Genomic DNA, 15,467 nt, shown 5'->3' on the forward strand with positions numbered 1-15,467 from the left:
ACCAGCGCTGCCCATGGTCTTCGCCATTGGTTTCCGCCTGCGCTACGCAAACGCTACCGACACCAATTGACCAGATGATCCACCCTAATATCATTGAATGATTTTGCATCATTTCTCATTGTTCCATTGTTTCAATGCACCACAGTTCACGACAAGATATCCTTTGAGTCAAGTGCGACGATTCAGATATTCTCTGAATAGTGCCAAGCATCAAATCCGTTATCAACAAATGCCTCGAGCGGCAAATCATCGCTCAACAGCAAAGCGTCATCGTTCTGATTGGCCGACATCACAAACAAACCAAACGCAAACATGACAGACAAGGCTGCCATACCAGCCATTTTTGGGTGCCCAAAAGAAGCCCAGGACAGGACATCCATCCAACCATGGCCTAATTGTGTTGATTCTGTGTAACGGTTGAGTGCTGCTTGTCGTGCCGCTGCCAAGCGCGTTTGTACTTCAGCAGACAAGGGCCGCTCATCTAGCTTGAGCCCCTCCACCCCTACTCGCAGTGGAGAAGGTAAGTCATCTTCCAAATGAGGTTGTTTCCTCATGGCTTTACTCCTTTTTTTGCAATTTGCGGGTGCCGATTCCGGCTTGTTCTAATAATGCAGATAAGGCACTGACTGCTCGCGAACAATGCGTTTTAACGCTTCCTTCCGAACATCCCATGACCGATGCGGTCTCCGCAACATCTAACTCTTCCCAATAACGCAGCACGAATGCTTCTCGTTGACGTAAAGGTAATTTTGCCAGGGCCTTTTCGATCAGCGCCATTATTTGCGACCGTTCCAACTGATCAGAGGGGTTGCTGCCTGCCTGCTCGACTTCGATTGTTTCCAGTAAGTCATACGCTTCTTCTTCAGACGAACCGAAGGACGAAAAAAGCGAGGTCCATAAGTTGCGCACCTTCTGCCGGCGCCAATAATCACGCGTGGTGTTTTGCAGAATACGTTGAAACAACATGGGATATTCTTCTACAGGCTTGCTGGCGTATTTGTCCGCCAGCTTGAGCATGGCATCTTGGACGATATCGAGCGCAGCATGATCATCACGCACCGCATAAGCGGTTTGCCTGAAGGCTCGCTTTTCAATTTGACGTAAAAAATCCGATAGTTCTTGCGCACTCGCCACTACAAATCCTCTTCCCCGAGATCGTCAACACTTGACGCTGACGTGCGTGCATTTTTTGAGACATTATTGTGATGGATGGCCTGTCACCAAAGAAATATGCACTGTTTTATCTCCCTGTCGCCTGCGAGTATATCAGTTTTAAATTTATTTACTGTTAGAATAAGCTGCAAGGCCGCGAAAGTTCGGTCGCCCTTTTTGATGATTATAAAAACAAGCCCCATGGCCATGATAAATCCATCGCAAACGGCACAGTTATGTGCCTGTTGCAGCACGCTGCTGGAGTCGGTTGAATGACCGCCACAGCAGGCTTTGCTTCGCCGGAAAAAACTCCGGATACGCAACATTTGCGGTTATATAGCCTGTTTCGGCTGGGCGCCTCCGGCATGCTGTTCGGCAGTCAACTATGGCCTTACTTCAGAAATGCCCCCTCTGAGCCCTCTTTCTCATTCTGGTTATTACTGATCTTTTTTTTATATGCGATTGCAGTCAGTGTCAGTTTCGAGTCACTTCAATGCAAACGTGGGTTGGTTTTAAAAGTCCAAACGAGCCTCGATATTATTTTGATGGTGCTGATGCTGCACTTTCTGCCGGGCAATCAGAGTGGCATCGGTCTGCTGCTGATTATTAATATTATTTTTGCCGGTTTGATCAGTGATGGTCGCTTTGCTCTGTTTTATGCAGCGATTGCCACTATCGGCATCTTGCTCGAAAACACCTTTCAAGTGATCCATCGCAATCTGCCCTTAAATGACTATAGCAATGCGGTACTGCTCTCACTGAGTTGCTTCGCCACTGCTTGGCTGGCACAAACGCTCACTGCACGCATGCAAAGCAGCGAAACACTGGCGAACCAACGCGGTCAAGACATTGAGCACTTAGCGAAAACCAACGCGTTGATCACGCGTGAAATGCCCAACGGGGTATTGGTGATTGATCAACATCAACAACTAAAGCATTACAACCTGCAAGCCAGCACGTTGTTAGGGCTTGAAGAAACCACACTGCATGCTGCGGTGCATTTACAGACCTCACTGTCAGAAATCATGCCAGCGGTGATGCAACTGTTACAGTCGTTTCCGGCCCATCAACTCGCCGCTGCCGATGCAGTCAAACTCAGTATCAATAATCGTGATTTAGGCATACGCTTTCACGCCATTTCTGAAAGTATCGAAAACGGCGTCGTGATTTTTATTGAGGACTGGTCACAAATTCAAACGCAGGCACATCAAGTCAAACTAGCCGCATTGGGGCGATTAACCGCCAACATTGCGCATGAGATCCGTAATCCGCTGAGTGCGATTAGTCACGCCACCCAGTTGATGCAGGAGGACTCTCAACAACCGAGCACGCAACGCATGTTACAAATCATCTCGGACAATGTGCAACGGTTAGATCAGATTATCAAGGACGTGCTGGAACTGAATCGTCGTGACCGTACCAACCAAGAGCAGCTCAACATCAATCACTTTGTACAAGAGTTTTATCAGCAATTTTGTGCGGTTGAGAAAATTGACCTGGCGAAATTTACGCTCGCCTTGCCCGCCCAAGAGACTGCGATTGTGTTTGACCGTCGACACATCAACCAGATTTTGTGGAATCTATGCAAAAATGGTTGGCGACACAGCCAACAGCAGCATGAAAGCTTGCAATTAAAAGTGGTGCGCGACAAAAGCGGACAATTTATCCACTTGCTCGTCAAAGATGATGGTAGTGGAATTGATCCCAACATTCAGCCGCACTTATTCGAACCCTTCATGACCACAGAAAAAACCGGTACGGGCTTGGGCTTATTTATTGCCCGCGAGCTGGCCGAAGCCAATGGCGCAAAATTGAATTACAGTAGTAGTGCCAATGGCACCCAATTTTCACTGACAGTTAAAAAGGCAATTGTTTAAATGGCAAATTCTTATCGTTGTCTGGTGGTCGATGATGAGACCGATATTCGCGAACTCGTAGTGCTGACTTTAGAGCGCATGGGCATACAGGCAGAAAGTGCTAGCACGGTCACAGATGCCAAGCACATGTTGCACTCATTTAATTATGACTTGTGTCTGACAGACATGCGCCTACCCGATGGCTTAGGGCTCGAGCTGGTACAACATATCAATGCCCAATTCCCTGGTTTGCCGGTGGCGGTAATCACGGCCTACGGCAGCGCTGAAAACGCTGTTTCCGCGCTGAAAGCAGGCGCTTATGACTACATCACCAAACCCATTTCCCTCAAACAATTACGTCCGCTAGTCGAATCAGCGCTCAAACTCTCGTCACAAAAAGAATCGCAAGGGGCGAATACCGTCGATTTAATTGGGGCGTCAGCCGCCATGGCTTACGTCCGCACCATGATTGCGAAACTCGCGCGCAGTCAGGCCCCCGTCTACATCAGTGGCGAATCCGGCAGCGGTAAAGAATTGGCGGCGAGGTTGATACACCGCAACAGTTCGCGTAAGGATCAAGCCTTTATTGCGGTGAACTGTGGCGCGATTCCAGAAAACCTCATGGAAAGTGAGTTTTTTGGCTACAAAAAAGGCGCATTTACTGGCGCCATTCAGGACACCCAAGGCTTGTTTCAAGCCGCCAACGGTGGCACGCTATTCTTAGATGAAGTGGCAGATTTACCCTTGGCGATGCAAGTCAAATTATTGCGCGCCATTCAAGAGAAAAAAGTCCGCGTGGTAGGTAACGCCAGTGAAGAGGCCGTCGATGTGCGGATTATTTCCGCCACCCATAAAAACCTGAATGCCATGATGGAAAAAGGGGAGTTTCGGCAAGACTTATATTACCGCTTGAACGTGATCCAACTCAAAATGCCCGCTTTGCGCGAGCGCCCCGAAGATATTCCTGAGCTGACTGAAAGATTATTGGGCAAGCTCTGTCTGGCGCAGGGCATCAGCGTGCCCAGTATTGCTGACGAAGCCAAAGTGTATATTCAACAACGCTCTTTTCATGGCAATGTGCGCGAGCTGGAGAATATGCTGGAGCGTGCGCTAGCGTTATGTGATGGTCTGACCATTACGATTGATGACCTCTCCTTGGATGACACTCCGGCGCCTTTAAGCGATGCTCCGGTGTTACCATGGAATGCACGTGCCAGCGAACCTTCTGGCCTGCCTAATGCTGACGCAACGCACCGCACCGAACACCCGGCACAGTCACTCGCAACGCCGATTGTCGCCAATCCGCCAGTAGGAAACAATACCATGCTACCGATGGATATTAGCCTCTCGGACTATCTGGAAGAAATCGAAAAACGGACCATTTTGCAGGCGCTGGAAAAAACCAATAACAACAAAACGGCGGCGGCTAAATTATTGGGCATTAGTTTTAGAACCCTGCGCTACCGTTTAACCAAGCTTGGGCTATCAAAAGAGCAGGATGCGGATTTGGAAGAGTCCGATGGCGCAGATGAAGAATAGTAGATGACGAATAAAAAAAGGGCGACCAAGTAATCGCCCTTTTTTATATCTGCAGCCGCTAAGCCGCTAAAATGAATATGGGCCGCCGCTTAACTAAGCACAATCGCTAAATAGGCCAGGTAGAACAAGCCATTCACTAGCAAATGCCACACCAGCAGTCCACCCTTGGCAATGCGATAACGCAGCCAAATCGCGGCCAATAATGTGATCAAAATACCTAAAGCGACTTCTTGTCTGGGTGCCCAATCCGTGAGCATGATGCCGATCGCAGGCAACAAGGTGCCCTGAAACACCATGGCGCCAGTGATATTCCCAAAGGCCAGCGTGTCTTTTCCTTTGCGGATCCACAAAATGCTGTTCACTTTTTCTGGCAATTCAGTCGCAATCGGAATAATCAACAAAGACAGCAATAAGGCAGACACGCCTAAGATCGCCGCAGCAGTTTCAACCTCATTGATAAAGCCTTTGGCACCTGCAATCAATAAGCCCAAACCGATGAGCAACTGCACCACGATGGTGGCCATATTGGTTGGCAACCCAAGCTTGGAGAGCATCATGATGTCTTCGGCTTCGGTGGCATGGCCCTCTTCCACCAAGGCTTTCGAGGCCTTAATCGTCATCAGCACATACACAAAATAGGTCAGAATCATCAGAATACTGATGCCGTAGCGGACCAATGCCTGGGTGTGCGGAATAAACATGGCGATGCTGGCAAAAATAAAGGCCAGAATAAAGAAGTTCAGGTCACGAATCAGTCCGGTCCGCTCTGGGCGAATATGACCACGTGCGCCACGACGCTTCAATACGGACAATGCCATCAAACTGATGGACAAGGTTGCCAACATCAAAGGTGCGCCGAGAATCGCGCCCACACCAATATCGTGGCCAGCATGGCTGTCACCCGTGGATGAGGTATACGAAAAAATGGCCAACAGAGGCACTAAGGTCTCCGGCAACGCCGTACCCACCGCGGCAAAAATAGAACCAGTGACACCTTCAGAGATACCAAGTCGCTCACCTAAATGTTCTAGCGCGTTAGTGAACACTTCCGCTGCCACTAAAATCACCAACAACATTAACAATAATTGTAAAAAAACCATGACGATTCCTGTCTAGCGGTAATCAATCTTACATGCGTCCACCGCCCGGTCCGCATGTGCATGACAAATGTGTGCACGCGGGCGGAATCATAACGCAATTCGCCCAAATTCACCTACAATGTTTGTATGTCACACACCGCTAACACCACGCTACAGATTGATGCCGACGGCTTTGCAAACCCAGCACAGATGGTGCTGTCGCCCAATCAAGATGTGCGACCAGACCCTGCTGATATCGCGATGATCGTTATCCACAACATCAGCCTGCCGCCCAACCAGTATGGCGGACCCGGCATTGTGCAATTATTCACCAATCAGCTGGATAGCCAAGCCCACCCCTATTACGCAGAGATCGCGCATTTACAGGTTTCATCGCATTTTTTAATTCGGCGGAATGGAGAATTGATGCAGTTTGTCAGCTGTCTGCAACGGGCTTGGCATGCAGGCCTGTCTCAATGGCAGGGTCGTGAACGATGTAATGATTTTTCGATTGGCATCGAGTTAGAAGGCAGCGACTTTGAGGCATTTGAAGCGGACCAATATCGCACGCTGCAAGCATTGATCGAGGCGTTGCGACAACGGTATCCAATCAAGCATATCGTTGGCCATTCTGATATTGCACCCGGGCGTAAAACAGACCCTGGGCCATTTTTTGAATGGCAGCGAATCTCTCAACCCGATTAACTGCTGCGGGCAAATTCAGCGGCAGCGGATGAACGGCGTCAAGCGCTTTGCAATTGCTTTTGTAAGGTCATCAACTGCAAGTGTTCCACCTTCGGTTGCCACATATCTGCTCGCACTGGAAAAGGACTGTGTTCCCCTGTGGGCTGATAGCCTAGCCGTTGGTAAAAGGCGATCAAGGTTTGCCTGGCGCTCACGACCCGCATTTGACTCTGCAATGCCTGCCAGCGCACCACTGATTGCTGTTCAGCGGCCAGAATCAGTGTTTTGCCGTGGCCACGATTTTGCGCGACAGGCTCCACCGCAATCATGCCCAATTGCGCCGTACGGTGCGCCGGTATCCACTCTATGCATAAGGTAGCAATCAATTGCGAAGCTTGCCAACAGGTCAGCATCAGCACGTCATCCCGTTGCAATAGCGCAAAAATATCTTCTTCGTTGGTCCGCAGGCCATCGAGCAAATCTGCCTCGGTGGTCCAGCCTAAACGGCTGGTTTCACCGCGATAGGCTCGATTGATTAAGGCCGCGATCAAACCGGCCTCATCAGCCACCGCAGATCTGAGCATACACACACTCATACCAAGCGCTGTTCGAGGCGATGTTGAACGACCAGACTGCCGATCATATCGCCTTCTACATTGACGGCGGTACGCATCGTGTCCAGCAAGCGGTCTATCGGCAGTAAGATGGCAATCGCTTCTGCAGGCAAACCAACGCTTTGCAGCACCATAACCATGGTGACCATGCCTGCACTGGGAATCCCTGGCGCGCCCATGGCGGCAATCATGGTGGTAAAACATACCACCAATTGCTGCCCGAAGGACAAATCGATACCGGCTAACTGTGCCACAAACAAGGCAGCGGCTGCCTCATAGAGTGCAGTGCCATCCATATTGAGCGTGGCACCCAGCGGCACCACGAAACCGGCAATGTCAGGTTTTACCTGCATATTTTGGGTGGCACAACGCATCGTGACTGGTAGGGTGGCATTACTGGAACTCGTCGCAAACGCGGTCAACAATACCTCACGTGCCTGCCGCAAAAACCACCAAGGACGCTTGCCGGTCAGCAAAAAAAGTAACAGCGGCAACACCACCAAGCCATGCAGCAAAGTCGTGCCTGTCACCACCAGAATAAACTTGGTCAATGAGGCAAACAAGCTGAGATCTTGCGTGGCCACCAATTTAAACAACAGTGCTGCCACGCCAATGGGGGCTAAACGCATGATCCAACCGATCATCTGCATGCACACGCCCAAGCCTTCCTCGAACAATGACAACAAGTGTGGCGCGCGATCAGCCGTCTGCACCAGCGCAATTCCCAGCAGCAAGGCAAAGGCGACAATCGGCAAAATACTACCCTCGGCAAGGGCTTTAAACGGATTCATGAACACGCCATGCAAAAATTGCGTGAAAAACTCGGGCACACTCAGTTGCTTGGCGTCAAACTGCTGCATGCTGTCGGCAAACAGGTGCAGTTGCAAACCGGCACCCGGTTGAAAAATATGACTCGCGCCTATCCCAATCACCACCGCAATGACGGTGGTGGTCGCAAAAAACAATAACGTTGTTTTCCAGACCAGATGTCTTTGATGATGCAAACGCAAATTAGCAATGCCGGTGGTGATTGCACAAAACACCAACGGGATCATGACCATCTTGAGCAAATCAATAAATAATGTGCCTATCAACTGCGCTGCATAGAGGGCGGTGCTAACCTCCTGTCCGTGGGCAAAAAAACCCAACAACACGGCGGCGATGGCTGCAAAAAATATCTGCCCGTTGAGTCCACGTGTATTCATTCAAGCGCACCTTTAGTAAGCGAAGCATTGCGTAGCGATAAAGCCAACCGTAGCGGCTGCCCTCAACCGTTTAAGATTGCAAGCAAGGAGATTTACCTAGGCGGTTTTCTCAAATACCGCCGCAAAAAAACCATCTGTGCCATGCACATGCGGTAACAATTTCAAATACACGCCAGTATCCAGCAAAATATTTTGTTGCGCTAACGCCTCATTGGCAGGGACCAGCTTAAAGTCTGGGTGTGCTTGCAAAAAGGCTTCAGCAATCGCTTCATTTTCATCACGTAACAAGCTGCAAGTCGCATACACAACCCTCCCGCCCGCTTTGCACAGCTTGGCGGCACGGGCGAGGATGTTGGTTTGTTTGACATTCAGTTCAGCCACATCCTCTTCGGCCTGGCGCCACTTCAAGTCGGGGTTGCGACGTAAAGTCCCCAAGCCGCTGCAGGGCGCATCGACCAGTACACGGTCAAATTTCCCGTTGAGACGTTTGAGTTTTAGGTCGTTTTCATTGTTAATGAGTTGTGCTTGTAGATTCGATAAGCCACTGCGCTTGAGGCGTTGCCCCAAATTGTTTAAGCGCTTTTCAGACACATCAAAGGCATATAAACGGCCGGTGTTTTTCATCAGTGCACCCAATGCAAGGGTTTTACCGCCTGCACCTGCACATAAATCTGCCACCATCTGGCCACGCTTGGGAGCCACCAGATAACTCAGCAATTGACTGCCTTCGTCTTGCACTTCAATTTTGCCTTCGGTAAACAAGATATGCTTACCAATATTGAGGCGAGCGCCCATGCGAATCCCTAACGGTGAGAATGGGGTCGGCGCGATGACGTTATCTTTGACCGTATTTTCAGCCAACATGCGTGACAATACCTCTTCGCGGCTGGCTTTGATAGTATTGACCCGCAAGTCGAGACTCGCCTGTTCAAACATACTGCGACAAATGGTCATCGCTTCGGTTTCACCGTACTCCTCGACCAATTTCAACCACAACCAGTCACGGACATCGGCCAGCACCGCCGGGGAAAATCCCTCGCTATTTTTGCTTTTAATGGTCACTGCCCATTCTTTTTGCCGCTCGTCCAACAACTCATCCAGATCGCGGATGCTTTTGCCTTCAATCTTTAATAGCCAGGCAATGATCAGCTTGCGCGTATCCTCTTGCTCATCGGCTTCGCTGACACTGACTTCGCGTAGATAACGGTAGCGGCGCAGCACGCCATAGGCGGTCTCGGCCACCCAGGCACGCTCTTTGGTGCCTAACTCACGATGTTGGCGAAAAAACTCACTGAGTTTGGCATCTGCTGGGCTTTCAAACTTCAGCAGGTCGTTTAATAACATCGCCGTCTGGCGCATGAGAGATTGGTTCATCAAAGTCTTTCAAATACTTACATTATTCGGTGATCAACCGCGTGGCGACTTGCTCAATCACCATGCCGTTTTTCTCCAGTTTTTTGATTTTGACCGGCACATAGCGATACTCGCTGGCCAGCCACAGTTCTACTTTTTCATCCGTGTCACCACGGGTATGGCTGATGTGGACCGTTTGAATCGTCTGGTCAGCAATCACCAGAGACTCTTCGCCATCAAAGCGATATTCATATTCGCCTAGGCGGCGGCCATTGGTGAGCGTGACGTGCATCTCCTCTAGCGGCGGCACAAACATAAACTGATACATGAAACTCAGAATGTCTTGTGTATTGACCCGCAGATCCAACCGCTGCTCACCTTTGCTGGTTTTCAAGCTAATGATGTTGGTTTCCCAGTCAAAGCTCGCCTCGTAGATCTTGTCGGAGCGACTGCCAAACGCGTAACGGTAATGTTGTGGCTTTAACCCACGCGGCGTCACTTCCCCCTCACTCAGCTGCTCGAGCGAAGGATATAACAATTTTAACAGACCGCGCCCTTCAACCTGCCAACGTAAACGATAAGTGTCAGGCGTATCGCGCACATACTCAATCTTGGCGCTACCTGCGGGGCGTTGTTCGCCATTCACAAACACGGAAAACTCCGTACTGACGCGTTGATAAGGTTGCGCTTGCGGCTCGTCATTCACCACCTCGGGAGGCACCATTTCATGCCAAGCCTGTATATCCGCCAGACGGGTTTCAGCCGGCGCCTCCTGCGTGATAGACGGTTCATCCACCACTGGCAAGGGTTCGACTGGCGCAGTTGGGGCCGGCACGGGTTGTGCATTGGCGGGCGCAGTTTGCGCAGGCTTCGCTTTCGGCACACGCGGAGAATCATCCTGAGGTTGCGCGGGTTTGGGCAACACCGCAGGTAACACGGGCATTAAACGGGCTTGCAACTCGGCGGGGGGGCGCTGGGTATCTTCAAACCAGCGACGCCAATCTATTTGCTCAATGACCAACAGGTGAATGCTTAATGAGCAAACCAAGGCCAGCAGCAATGGCCAAGAGATATGCTGTTGAATCCAGTGTCGCATCCCAGATGGTTGCATCAGGTGCTGTCCCAAGCTTGATAACCCGTTACTGCCCGGTGATACTAGTGATCACCTGCTCCAGGTGTTTTCCATCATCATCAATCACCAGTTTCACTGGTAAGTAACCTTTATCTTTCGCCAGATACAAGGTTTTTTCACCATCCGCATCGCTCAGCTTCACCACACGAAATGTCCCTGCCGTGGTCTCGAGCGGGTCGCTTTCTTCAGTCACCACAAAGCTATGAGGCGCAATTTTCTTCCCATTCGCCACAGCAATATTGATCTGTTTGGCTTTCGGCGGTTGCCACATCCAGCAATACATCACACTCAATAAATCTTGCGCACCTTTGCTCAGCTTGTCGGATGCCTGCGACCCTTTAATTTGCATGTTGAGTACTTTTTTTGCCCAATCAAATTGACTGATCAAGGCCTTATCCGGGTGTTTGGACTGCCGGGATTCAAATTGACTGGGCCGCAGCGCATTTGAAAATACCTGCCCCTGACTGGAGAGTGTGCGCTCACCCATCAACTTATAAATCCCCTTACCCTCCACCAGCGAAGCGATCTGATAACGGTTGCCGCTCACGGTGAGTTCATCTTTGACAGTGCCGATAGAAATGCCTTGTTGCAGCAAATCATAGGTCAATGTCAGTTGCTTGGGTGCGGCAGACAGCATTGCGCTGCCCAGCATCAACCCGATGGCCACAAACGCACGTGCCATGCCCGCACCTATCAAGCCAGACAATTTATACCACCACGGTTGGTGCTTCGCCTGGCTGTTGCGCGCGAATGTGTCCAATCCGATAAACCGTCTCGCCGGCGCCCGCCAACACAGCGTGTGCTTGCTCAGCATGCTCAGCGGCTACGATCACTGCCATACCGATGCCGCAGTTAAATGTGCGGTACATCTCCAGCGGCTCAATATTGCCTTGTGCCTGCAACCACTGAAACAAAGGCGGCAGTGTCCAGCTAGCGGCTTGCACCTCAGCGGTCATCCCAGCCGGCAATACCCGCGGCACGTTCTCGGTAATGCCACCACCAGTAATGTGCGCCATGCCTTTGACTGGCAAGGTTTCAAGTAACTTGAGAATCGATTTAACATACAACTTGGTTGGTGCCATCACCACGTCTTTAAATGGTTTACCATGAAAATCGGATTCCATATCGATACCAGATTTTTCAATCAGTTTACGAATCAGAGAGTATCCATTGGAGTGCGCACCACTCGAAGCCAAGCCGAGCACCACATCGCCGGCTTGGATGGTTGAGCCGTCAATAATATTCGCTTTATCCACACAACCCACGGCAAAGCCGGCAAGGTCATATTCGCCCGCTGGATACATACCTGGCATTTCGGCGGTTTCCCCCCCTACCAAGGCACAGCCAGATTCTTCGCACCCGAGCGCAATCCCTTTGATCACTGCCGCCGCCGTACCCACTTCAAGTTTGCCGCAAGCAAAATAGTCCAAAAAGAACAGCGGCTCAGCGCCTTGTACCAAAATGTCATTGACGCTCATGGCCACCAGATCAATGCCCACGGTATCGTGTTTATTTAACTGAAAAGCTAACTTTAGCTTGGTTCCCACACCATCGGTACCGGACACCAACACTGGTTCTTTGAATTTTTTTGGCATGGCAAACAGTGAGCCAAAACCACCAATGCCCCCCATCACTTCAGGGCGCATGGTGCGCTTAGCAAAAGGTTTGATTTGCTCAACCAAGGCGTCACCAGCCTCCATATCGACACCAGCATCGCGGTAGGTAAGGGAAGTTTTATCAGCAGAAGTTGTCAAGGGACTCTCGTTTCTTTTCATGCAATTAATCAGGTCAACGGCTGTCAGCGATGCAGATGTTTGCAACAAAGCGCGCCAGCGCGTTGAAATTCAGTATAATTTTAAAATAATCATTATTTTAACGCATCTTGCCAGTTCGACCTATGCCGGATTATGCAGATACGTCGTCCATGCCCATGTCCGATCAGGAACATCAGAAATCCGTTGCCACGCAGTTCATCAGTGATCATCGCTGGTGGATTGTCACGGCGGCCCTCCTCTACTTATTTCATTTGTTAGAGCCCATTCTGACGCCGTTTTTGGCAGCGGCAGTGATCGCCTACATGCTGGACCCGTTGGTGGACCGCCTGAGTGAAACCGGCTTTAAAGGCTGGCAAATCGGCCGCACGCTTGCCACATTGCTGGTCATATTGGGTGTCATACTGGCCATCACTGGCATGTTGCTCATCATCATCCCTTTGCTGCAACAGCAGTCGCAGTTAATTGCACAGCGCCTCCCGCTGCTGTTGGATCACTTTCATCAGCAAGTCGAACCATGGCTAGTGGAACGTTTTGGCATTCACCTCGACATCAACCATACCAATGTGCAAAAACTCATCAACGAGCACTGGCAAACGGCAGGCGGCATGCTGGGCAATTTTCTGCTGAGCGCCGGACAAAAAAGCCTGAGCCTGATCGGTATCTTTGCCAATATCTGCTTATTACCAGTGGTGCTGTTTTACTTTTTACGGGATTGGGATCACATGATGGCTGACATCGGCGAACTGATCCCCCGCGACTGGATTGGCCGTGTACGTGCCATGTGTGTTGAGATTGATCGAGTCGTGGCTGAATTTTTACGCGGCCAGCTATCCGTGATGCTGGCTTTGTGCGTGTTTTACAGCGTCAGCTTATGGCTGGCCGGGTTAGACATGGCACTGTCAATCGGCTTGATAGCTGGCTTACTCAGCTTTGTTCCCTATCTTGGTTTTGCCCTTGCGTTCGTATTGGCGGTCGTGTTGGCTTTGTTGCAATTTGCCTCATTGCCCGAGGTCGTGCCAGTGCTGCTGGTATTTGGGGTGGGGCAATTAGTAGAGAGTTTTGTACTGACACCGATCTTGGTGGGCGACCGCATCGGCCTACACCCTGTGATTGTGATTCTCGCGTTGATGGCGGGCGGGCAACTATTCGGATTTGCCGGCGTGTTGCTTGCGTTGCCAGTGAGTGCAGCCATTGCTGTGGGGGTGCGCCATACCAAACAAAGTTATTTGCGTAGCGAAGCTTATTTGAGCAGCCAACCGCAACTCATACAAACCCTGGACGATTGATCTGCCAGATACCCGAAAAGCTTGCTGTGAAACAACTGTTGCTCAATATTCAACCGCCGGCCGCGCCGAGTTTTGATAACTTCATTGTTGGTCAAAACCATGAGGCGCTCGCCAGCCTGCATGCAGTATTGGCGGGGCAAGCAACTACCCGCTTTGTTTACTTATGGGGCGAATCCGGTAGCGCCAAAAGTCACTTATTGTTAGCCGCCCAAAGCGCAGGGGCGCACATTGCAGACGACGTCCACTTGCTGGATGCCGAGTCACAAATTGTCTTGTTTGACACTTTCAATCAGATCAAAGCAGAGGGTGGCGTGCTGGTCACCGCAGGCAGTCATGCGCCTACGCAAATGGGCTTGCGCGATGATTTAGCCACCCGCCTTGCTTGGGGCTTGGTGTATCAACTGCAAGCGCTTAGCGATGATGAAAAAGCCGATGCGTTGCGGGCACATGCGCGTGAACGCGGCATGAAATTACCCGACGAGGTGATTGCTTACTGTTTGCGCCATCTTCGCCGAGATTTACCGACTTTAATGGCCGTGATGGAAGCCCTAGATGAATGGTCACTGAGCACCAAAAAAGCGGTGACCGTGCAATCATTAAAAAAAATGCTGCAAGATACTGCTTGAATTAGCGCGTTTCTGACCCAAAACTGTAACGGTTTTTGCCACTTTTCTTCGAGTCATACATGGCCTTATCAGCCACATGCAACAGCTGTTTCACCTGTTTAGCATGATGTGGATACTCGGCAATGCCAATACTGACCCCAATTTCGAGCGGTAGCCCCAGCACCATCACAGGCTCAGAAAATAACTGGATCAGGCGTTGCGCCAACTGTGTTAGCTCCTGCCGATAAAGATAGTTGCTGACCACCAAAATGAACTCGTCCCCGCCTTGTCGCGCCAAAAAGTCGGATTGTCTGAGCACCTTTTTAAAGCGATTGGCGACCTCTATCAACAAGGCATCGCCGACTTCATGGCCATACTTGTCATTGATCAGCTTGAAACCGTCGAGATCCATAAAAAGAATCGCAAATTGCTTGGAGGTATGTCTGGCCAGCTGATAGGTGTTGTCCAGATGCACGCCGACACTGCGCCGGTTCGGCAAGCCGGTCAATAAATCGTGGTCTGCTTGATGACTGGCTTGTTTTGCAACCGCTTGCGTTTCAAGCACCTGCTCCAGCAAGAGTGTGGTGCTGCGATAAGAGAAAAGCAAGACGCCAATAATCACCACCCCTAACAAGACACCGCCGACCACAGAGGCCAACATGCGTTTGCGAATTTCATGCTCGAAATTTTCGCGTAAATGCGCCAGCTTACGATCGAGATCCAGTAACTCGTCGTCAATCAGTTTCATCACCTCACGCCCTTTATCTTTGCTCAGAGATAAATGTGGCGAAAACTCACCCGCATGCAGTTGCACCTGAATGTTCTGATCCAGTATGTCAAACTTTTGATGGACCAATTGCCTGATACGCTGCAAACCAGGCCGCAACAACGTTAAGCTCTGGGCTTGCGCATCCAGCTTGGCCATCACCGTGCTGGTCTCAGAGCGCCCGCGTTCCAAAGTGTCTAAAAATAAGGTGTGACCAGTCAGCAAATAGCCACGCTGACCACTCTCTGCGTTGGTAATGGCTTTCCCCAAAGCCACGATGTCATAGCGTTGTCTGTCCACGAGGTCTTTTTGCTCAGAGTAATAGACAAGCTGATACATGGCTGTAAACAGCCATAACATTGAGATGCACAACAGTGCAGCTGCAATGATTAACGGGATAATGATTCGGCGCTTGTAATTA

General features: G+C 50.5%; 15 protein-coding genes. 5 read left to right on the forward strand and 10 right to left on the reverse strand.

Going from position 1 to position 15,467, the window contains the following annotated elements:
* Positions 1 to 182 precede the first annotated feature (182 nt).
* Both FIT99_RS11340 and FIT99_RS11345 read right to left on the reverse strand, forming a co-directional pair.
* Positions 183 to 554: a DUF3619 family protein gene (locus FIT99_RS11340; protein WP_140004379.1), complete on the reverse strand. Its 372-nt coding sequence runs from the start codon at positions 552 to 554 to the stop codon at positions 183 to 185.
* 4 nt (positions 555 to 558) lie between these two features.
* Positions 559 to 1,134, reverse strand: coding sequence for an RNA polymerase sigma factor (locus FIT99_RS11345; protein ID WP_140004380.1), 576 nt, complete (start codon positions 1,132 to 1,134; stop codon positions 559 to 561).
* 290 nt (positions 1,135 to 1,424) lie between these two features.
* Here FIT99_RS11345 and FIT99_RS11350 point away from each other — a divergent pair, with 290 nt between their 5' ends.
* Together FIT99_RS11350 and FIT99_RS11355 are read left to right on the forward strand one after the other, a co-directional pair.
* Entirely contained in the window at positions 1,425 to 3,029 is a 1,605-nt protein-coding gene (locus tag FIT99_RS11350) for a sensor histidine kinase (RefSeq protein ID WP_140004381.1), read from the forward strand.
* Positions 3,030 to 4,547 carry a sigma-54-dependent transcriptional regulator gene (locus FIT99_RS11355; RefSeq protein ID WP_140004382.1) on the forward strand — a complete coding sequence of 506 codons (1,518 nt, stop codon included), beginning with the start codon at positions 3,030 to 3,032 and terminating at the stop codon, positions 4,545 to 4,547. It begins immediately after the preceding gene.
* Between the two features lie 89 nt (positions 4,548 to 4,636).
* Here the strand turns inward: FIT99_RS11355 and FIT99_RS11360 are convergent, their stop codons facing one another.
* Positions 4,637 to 5,647 carry a sodium:calcium antiporter gene (locus FIT99_RS11360; RefSeq protein ID WP_140004383.1) on the reverse strand — a complete coding sequence of 337 codons (1,011 nt, stop codon included), beginning with the start codon at positions 5,645 to 5,647 and terminating at the stop codon, positions 4,637 to 4,639.
* Positions 5,648 to 5,773: 126 nt separating this feature from the next.
* On the opposite strand from FIT99_RS11360, the gene ampD reads away from it, so the two are divergent.
* Complete coding sequence (gene ampD / locus FIT99_RS11365) at positions 5,774 to 6,331, forward strand: 1,6-anhydro-N-acetylmuramyl-L-alanine amidase AmpD (protein ID WP_140004384.1); 558 nt, start codon at positions 5,774 to 5,776, stop codon at positions 6,329 to 6,331.
* 38 nt (positions 6,332 to 6,369) lie between these two features.
* Here ampD and FIT99_RS11370 read toward each other — a convergent pair whose 3' ends face one another.
* The 6 genes from FIT99_RS11370 to purM form a co-directional block, all read right to left on the reverse strand.
* The gene (locus tag FIT99_RS11370; RefSeq protein ID WP_223261208.1) at positions 6,370 to 6,894 is read right to left on the reverse strand and encodes a GNAT family N-acetyltransferase; all 525 of its coding nucleotides are present in this window, start codon (positions 6,892 to 6,894) and stop codon (positions 6,370 to 6,372) included.
* Positions 6,895 to 6,902: 8 nt separating this feature from the next.
* Positions 6,903 to 8,129 carry a dicarboxylate/amino acid:cation symporter gene (locus tag FIT99_RS11375; RefSeq protein WP_140004386.1) on the reverse strand — a complete coding sequence of 409 codons (1,227 nt, stop codon included), beginning with the start codon at positions 8,127 to 8,129 and terminating at the stop codon, positions 6,903 to 6,905.
* A 96-nt stretch (positions 8,130 to 8,225) separates the two neighbouring features.
* Positions 8,226 to 9,503, reverse strand: a complete 1,278-nt coding sequence (locus FIT99_RS11380) for an RsmB/NOP family class I SAM-dependent RNA methyltransferase (RefSeq protein WP_140004387.1) — start codon at positions 9,501 to 9,503, stop codon at positions 8,226 to 8,228.
* 22 nt (positions 9,504 to 9,525) lie between these two features.
* Positions 9,526 to 10,593 carry a DUF3108 domain-containing protein gene (locus FIT99_RS11385; protein WP_140004388.1) on the reverse strand — a complete coding sequence of 356 codons (1,068 nt, stop codon included), beginning with the start codon at positions 10,591 to 10,593 and terminating at the stop codon, positions 9,526 to 9,528.
* Positions 10,594 to 10,621: 28 nt separating this feature from the next.
* Complete coding sequence (locus FIT99_RS11390) at positions 10,622 to 11,296, reverse strand: DUF3108 domain-containing protein (protein ID WP_140004389.1); 675 nt, start codon at positions 11,294 to 11,296, stop codon at positions 10,622 to 10,624.
* Positions 11,297 to 11,321: 25 nt separating this feature from the next.
* Entirely contained in the window at positions 11,322 to 12,389 is a 1,068-nt protein-coding gene (purM, locus tag FIT99_RS11395; protein WP_189524752.1) for a phosphoribosylformylglycinamidine cyclo-ligase, read from the reverse strand.
* Between the two features lie 155 nt (positions 12,390 to 12,544).
* On the opposite strand from purM, the gene FIT99_RS11400 reads away from it, so the two are divergent.
* Both FIT99_RS11400 and FIT99_RS11405 read left to right on the forward strand, forming a co-directional pair.
* Entirely contained in the window at positions 12,545 to 13,675 is a 1,131-nt protein-coding gene (locus FIT99_RS11400) for an AI-2E family transporter (RefSeq protein WP_140004759.1), read from the forward strand.
* A 26-nt stretch (positions 13,676 to 13,701) separates the two neighbouring features.
* A complete protein-coding gene (locus FIT99_RS11405) occupies positions 13,702 to 14,301 on the forward strand; it encodes an HdaA/DnaA family protein (protein ID WP_140004391.1) in 600 nt (199 codons plus the stop codon).
* 1 nt (position 14,302) lies between these two features.
* Here FIT99_RS11405 and FIT99_RS11410 read toward each other — a convergent pair whose 3' ends face one another.
* Positions 14,303 to 15,385 (reverse strand): diguanylate cyclase domain-containing protein, encoded by a 1,083-nt coding sequence (locus FIT99_RS11410; RefSeq protein WP_223261209.1) that lies wholly within the window; start codon positions 15,383 to 15,385, stop codon positions 14,303 to 14,305.
* Between the last annotated feature and the right edge of the window lie 82 nt (positions 15,386 to 15,467).

Origin of the sequence: Methylophilus medardicus (assembly GCF_006363955.1) — a bacterium.
GTDB classification, from domain to species: Bacteria; Pseudomonadota; Gammaproteobacteria; order Burkholderiales; family Methylophilaceae; genus Methylophilus; species Methylophilus medardensis.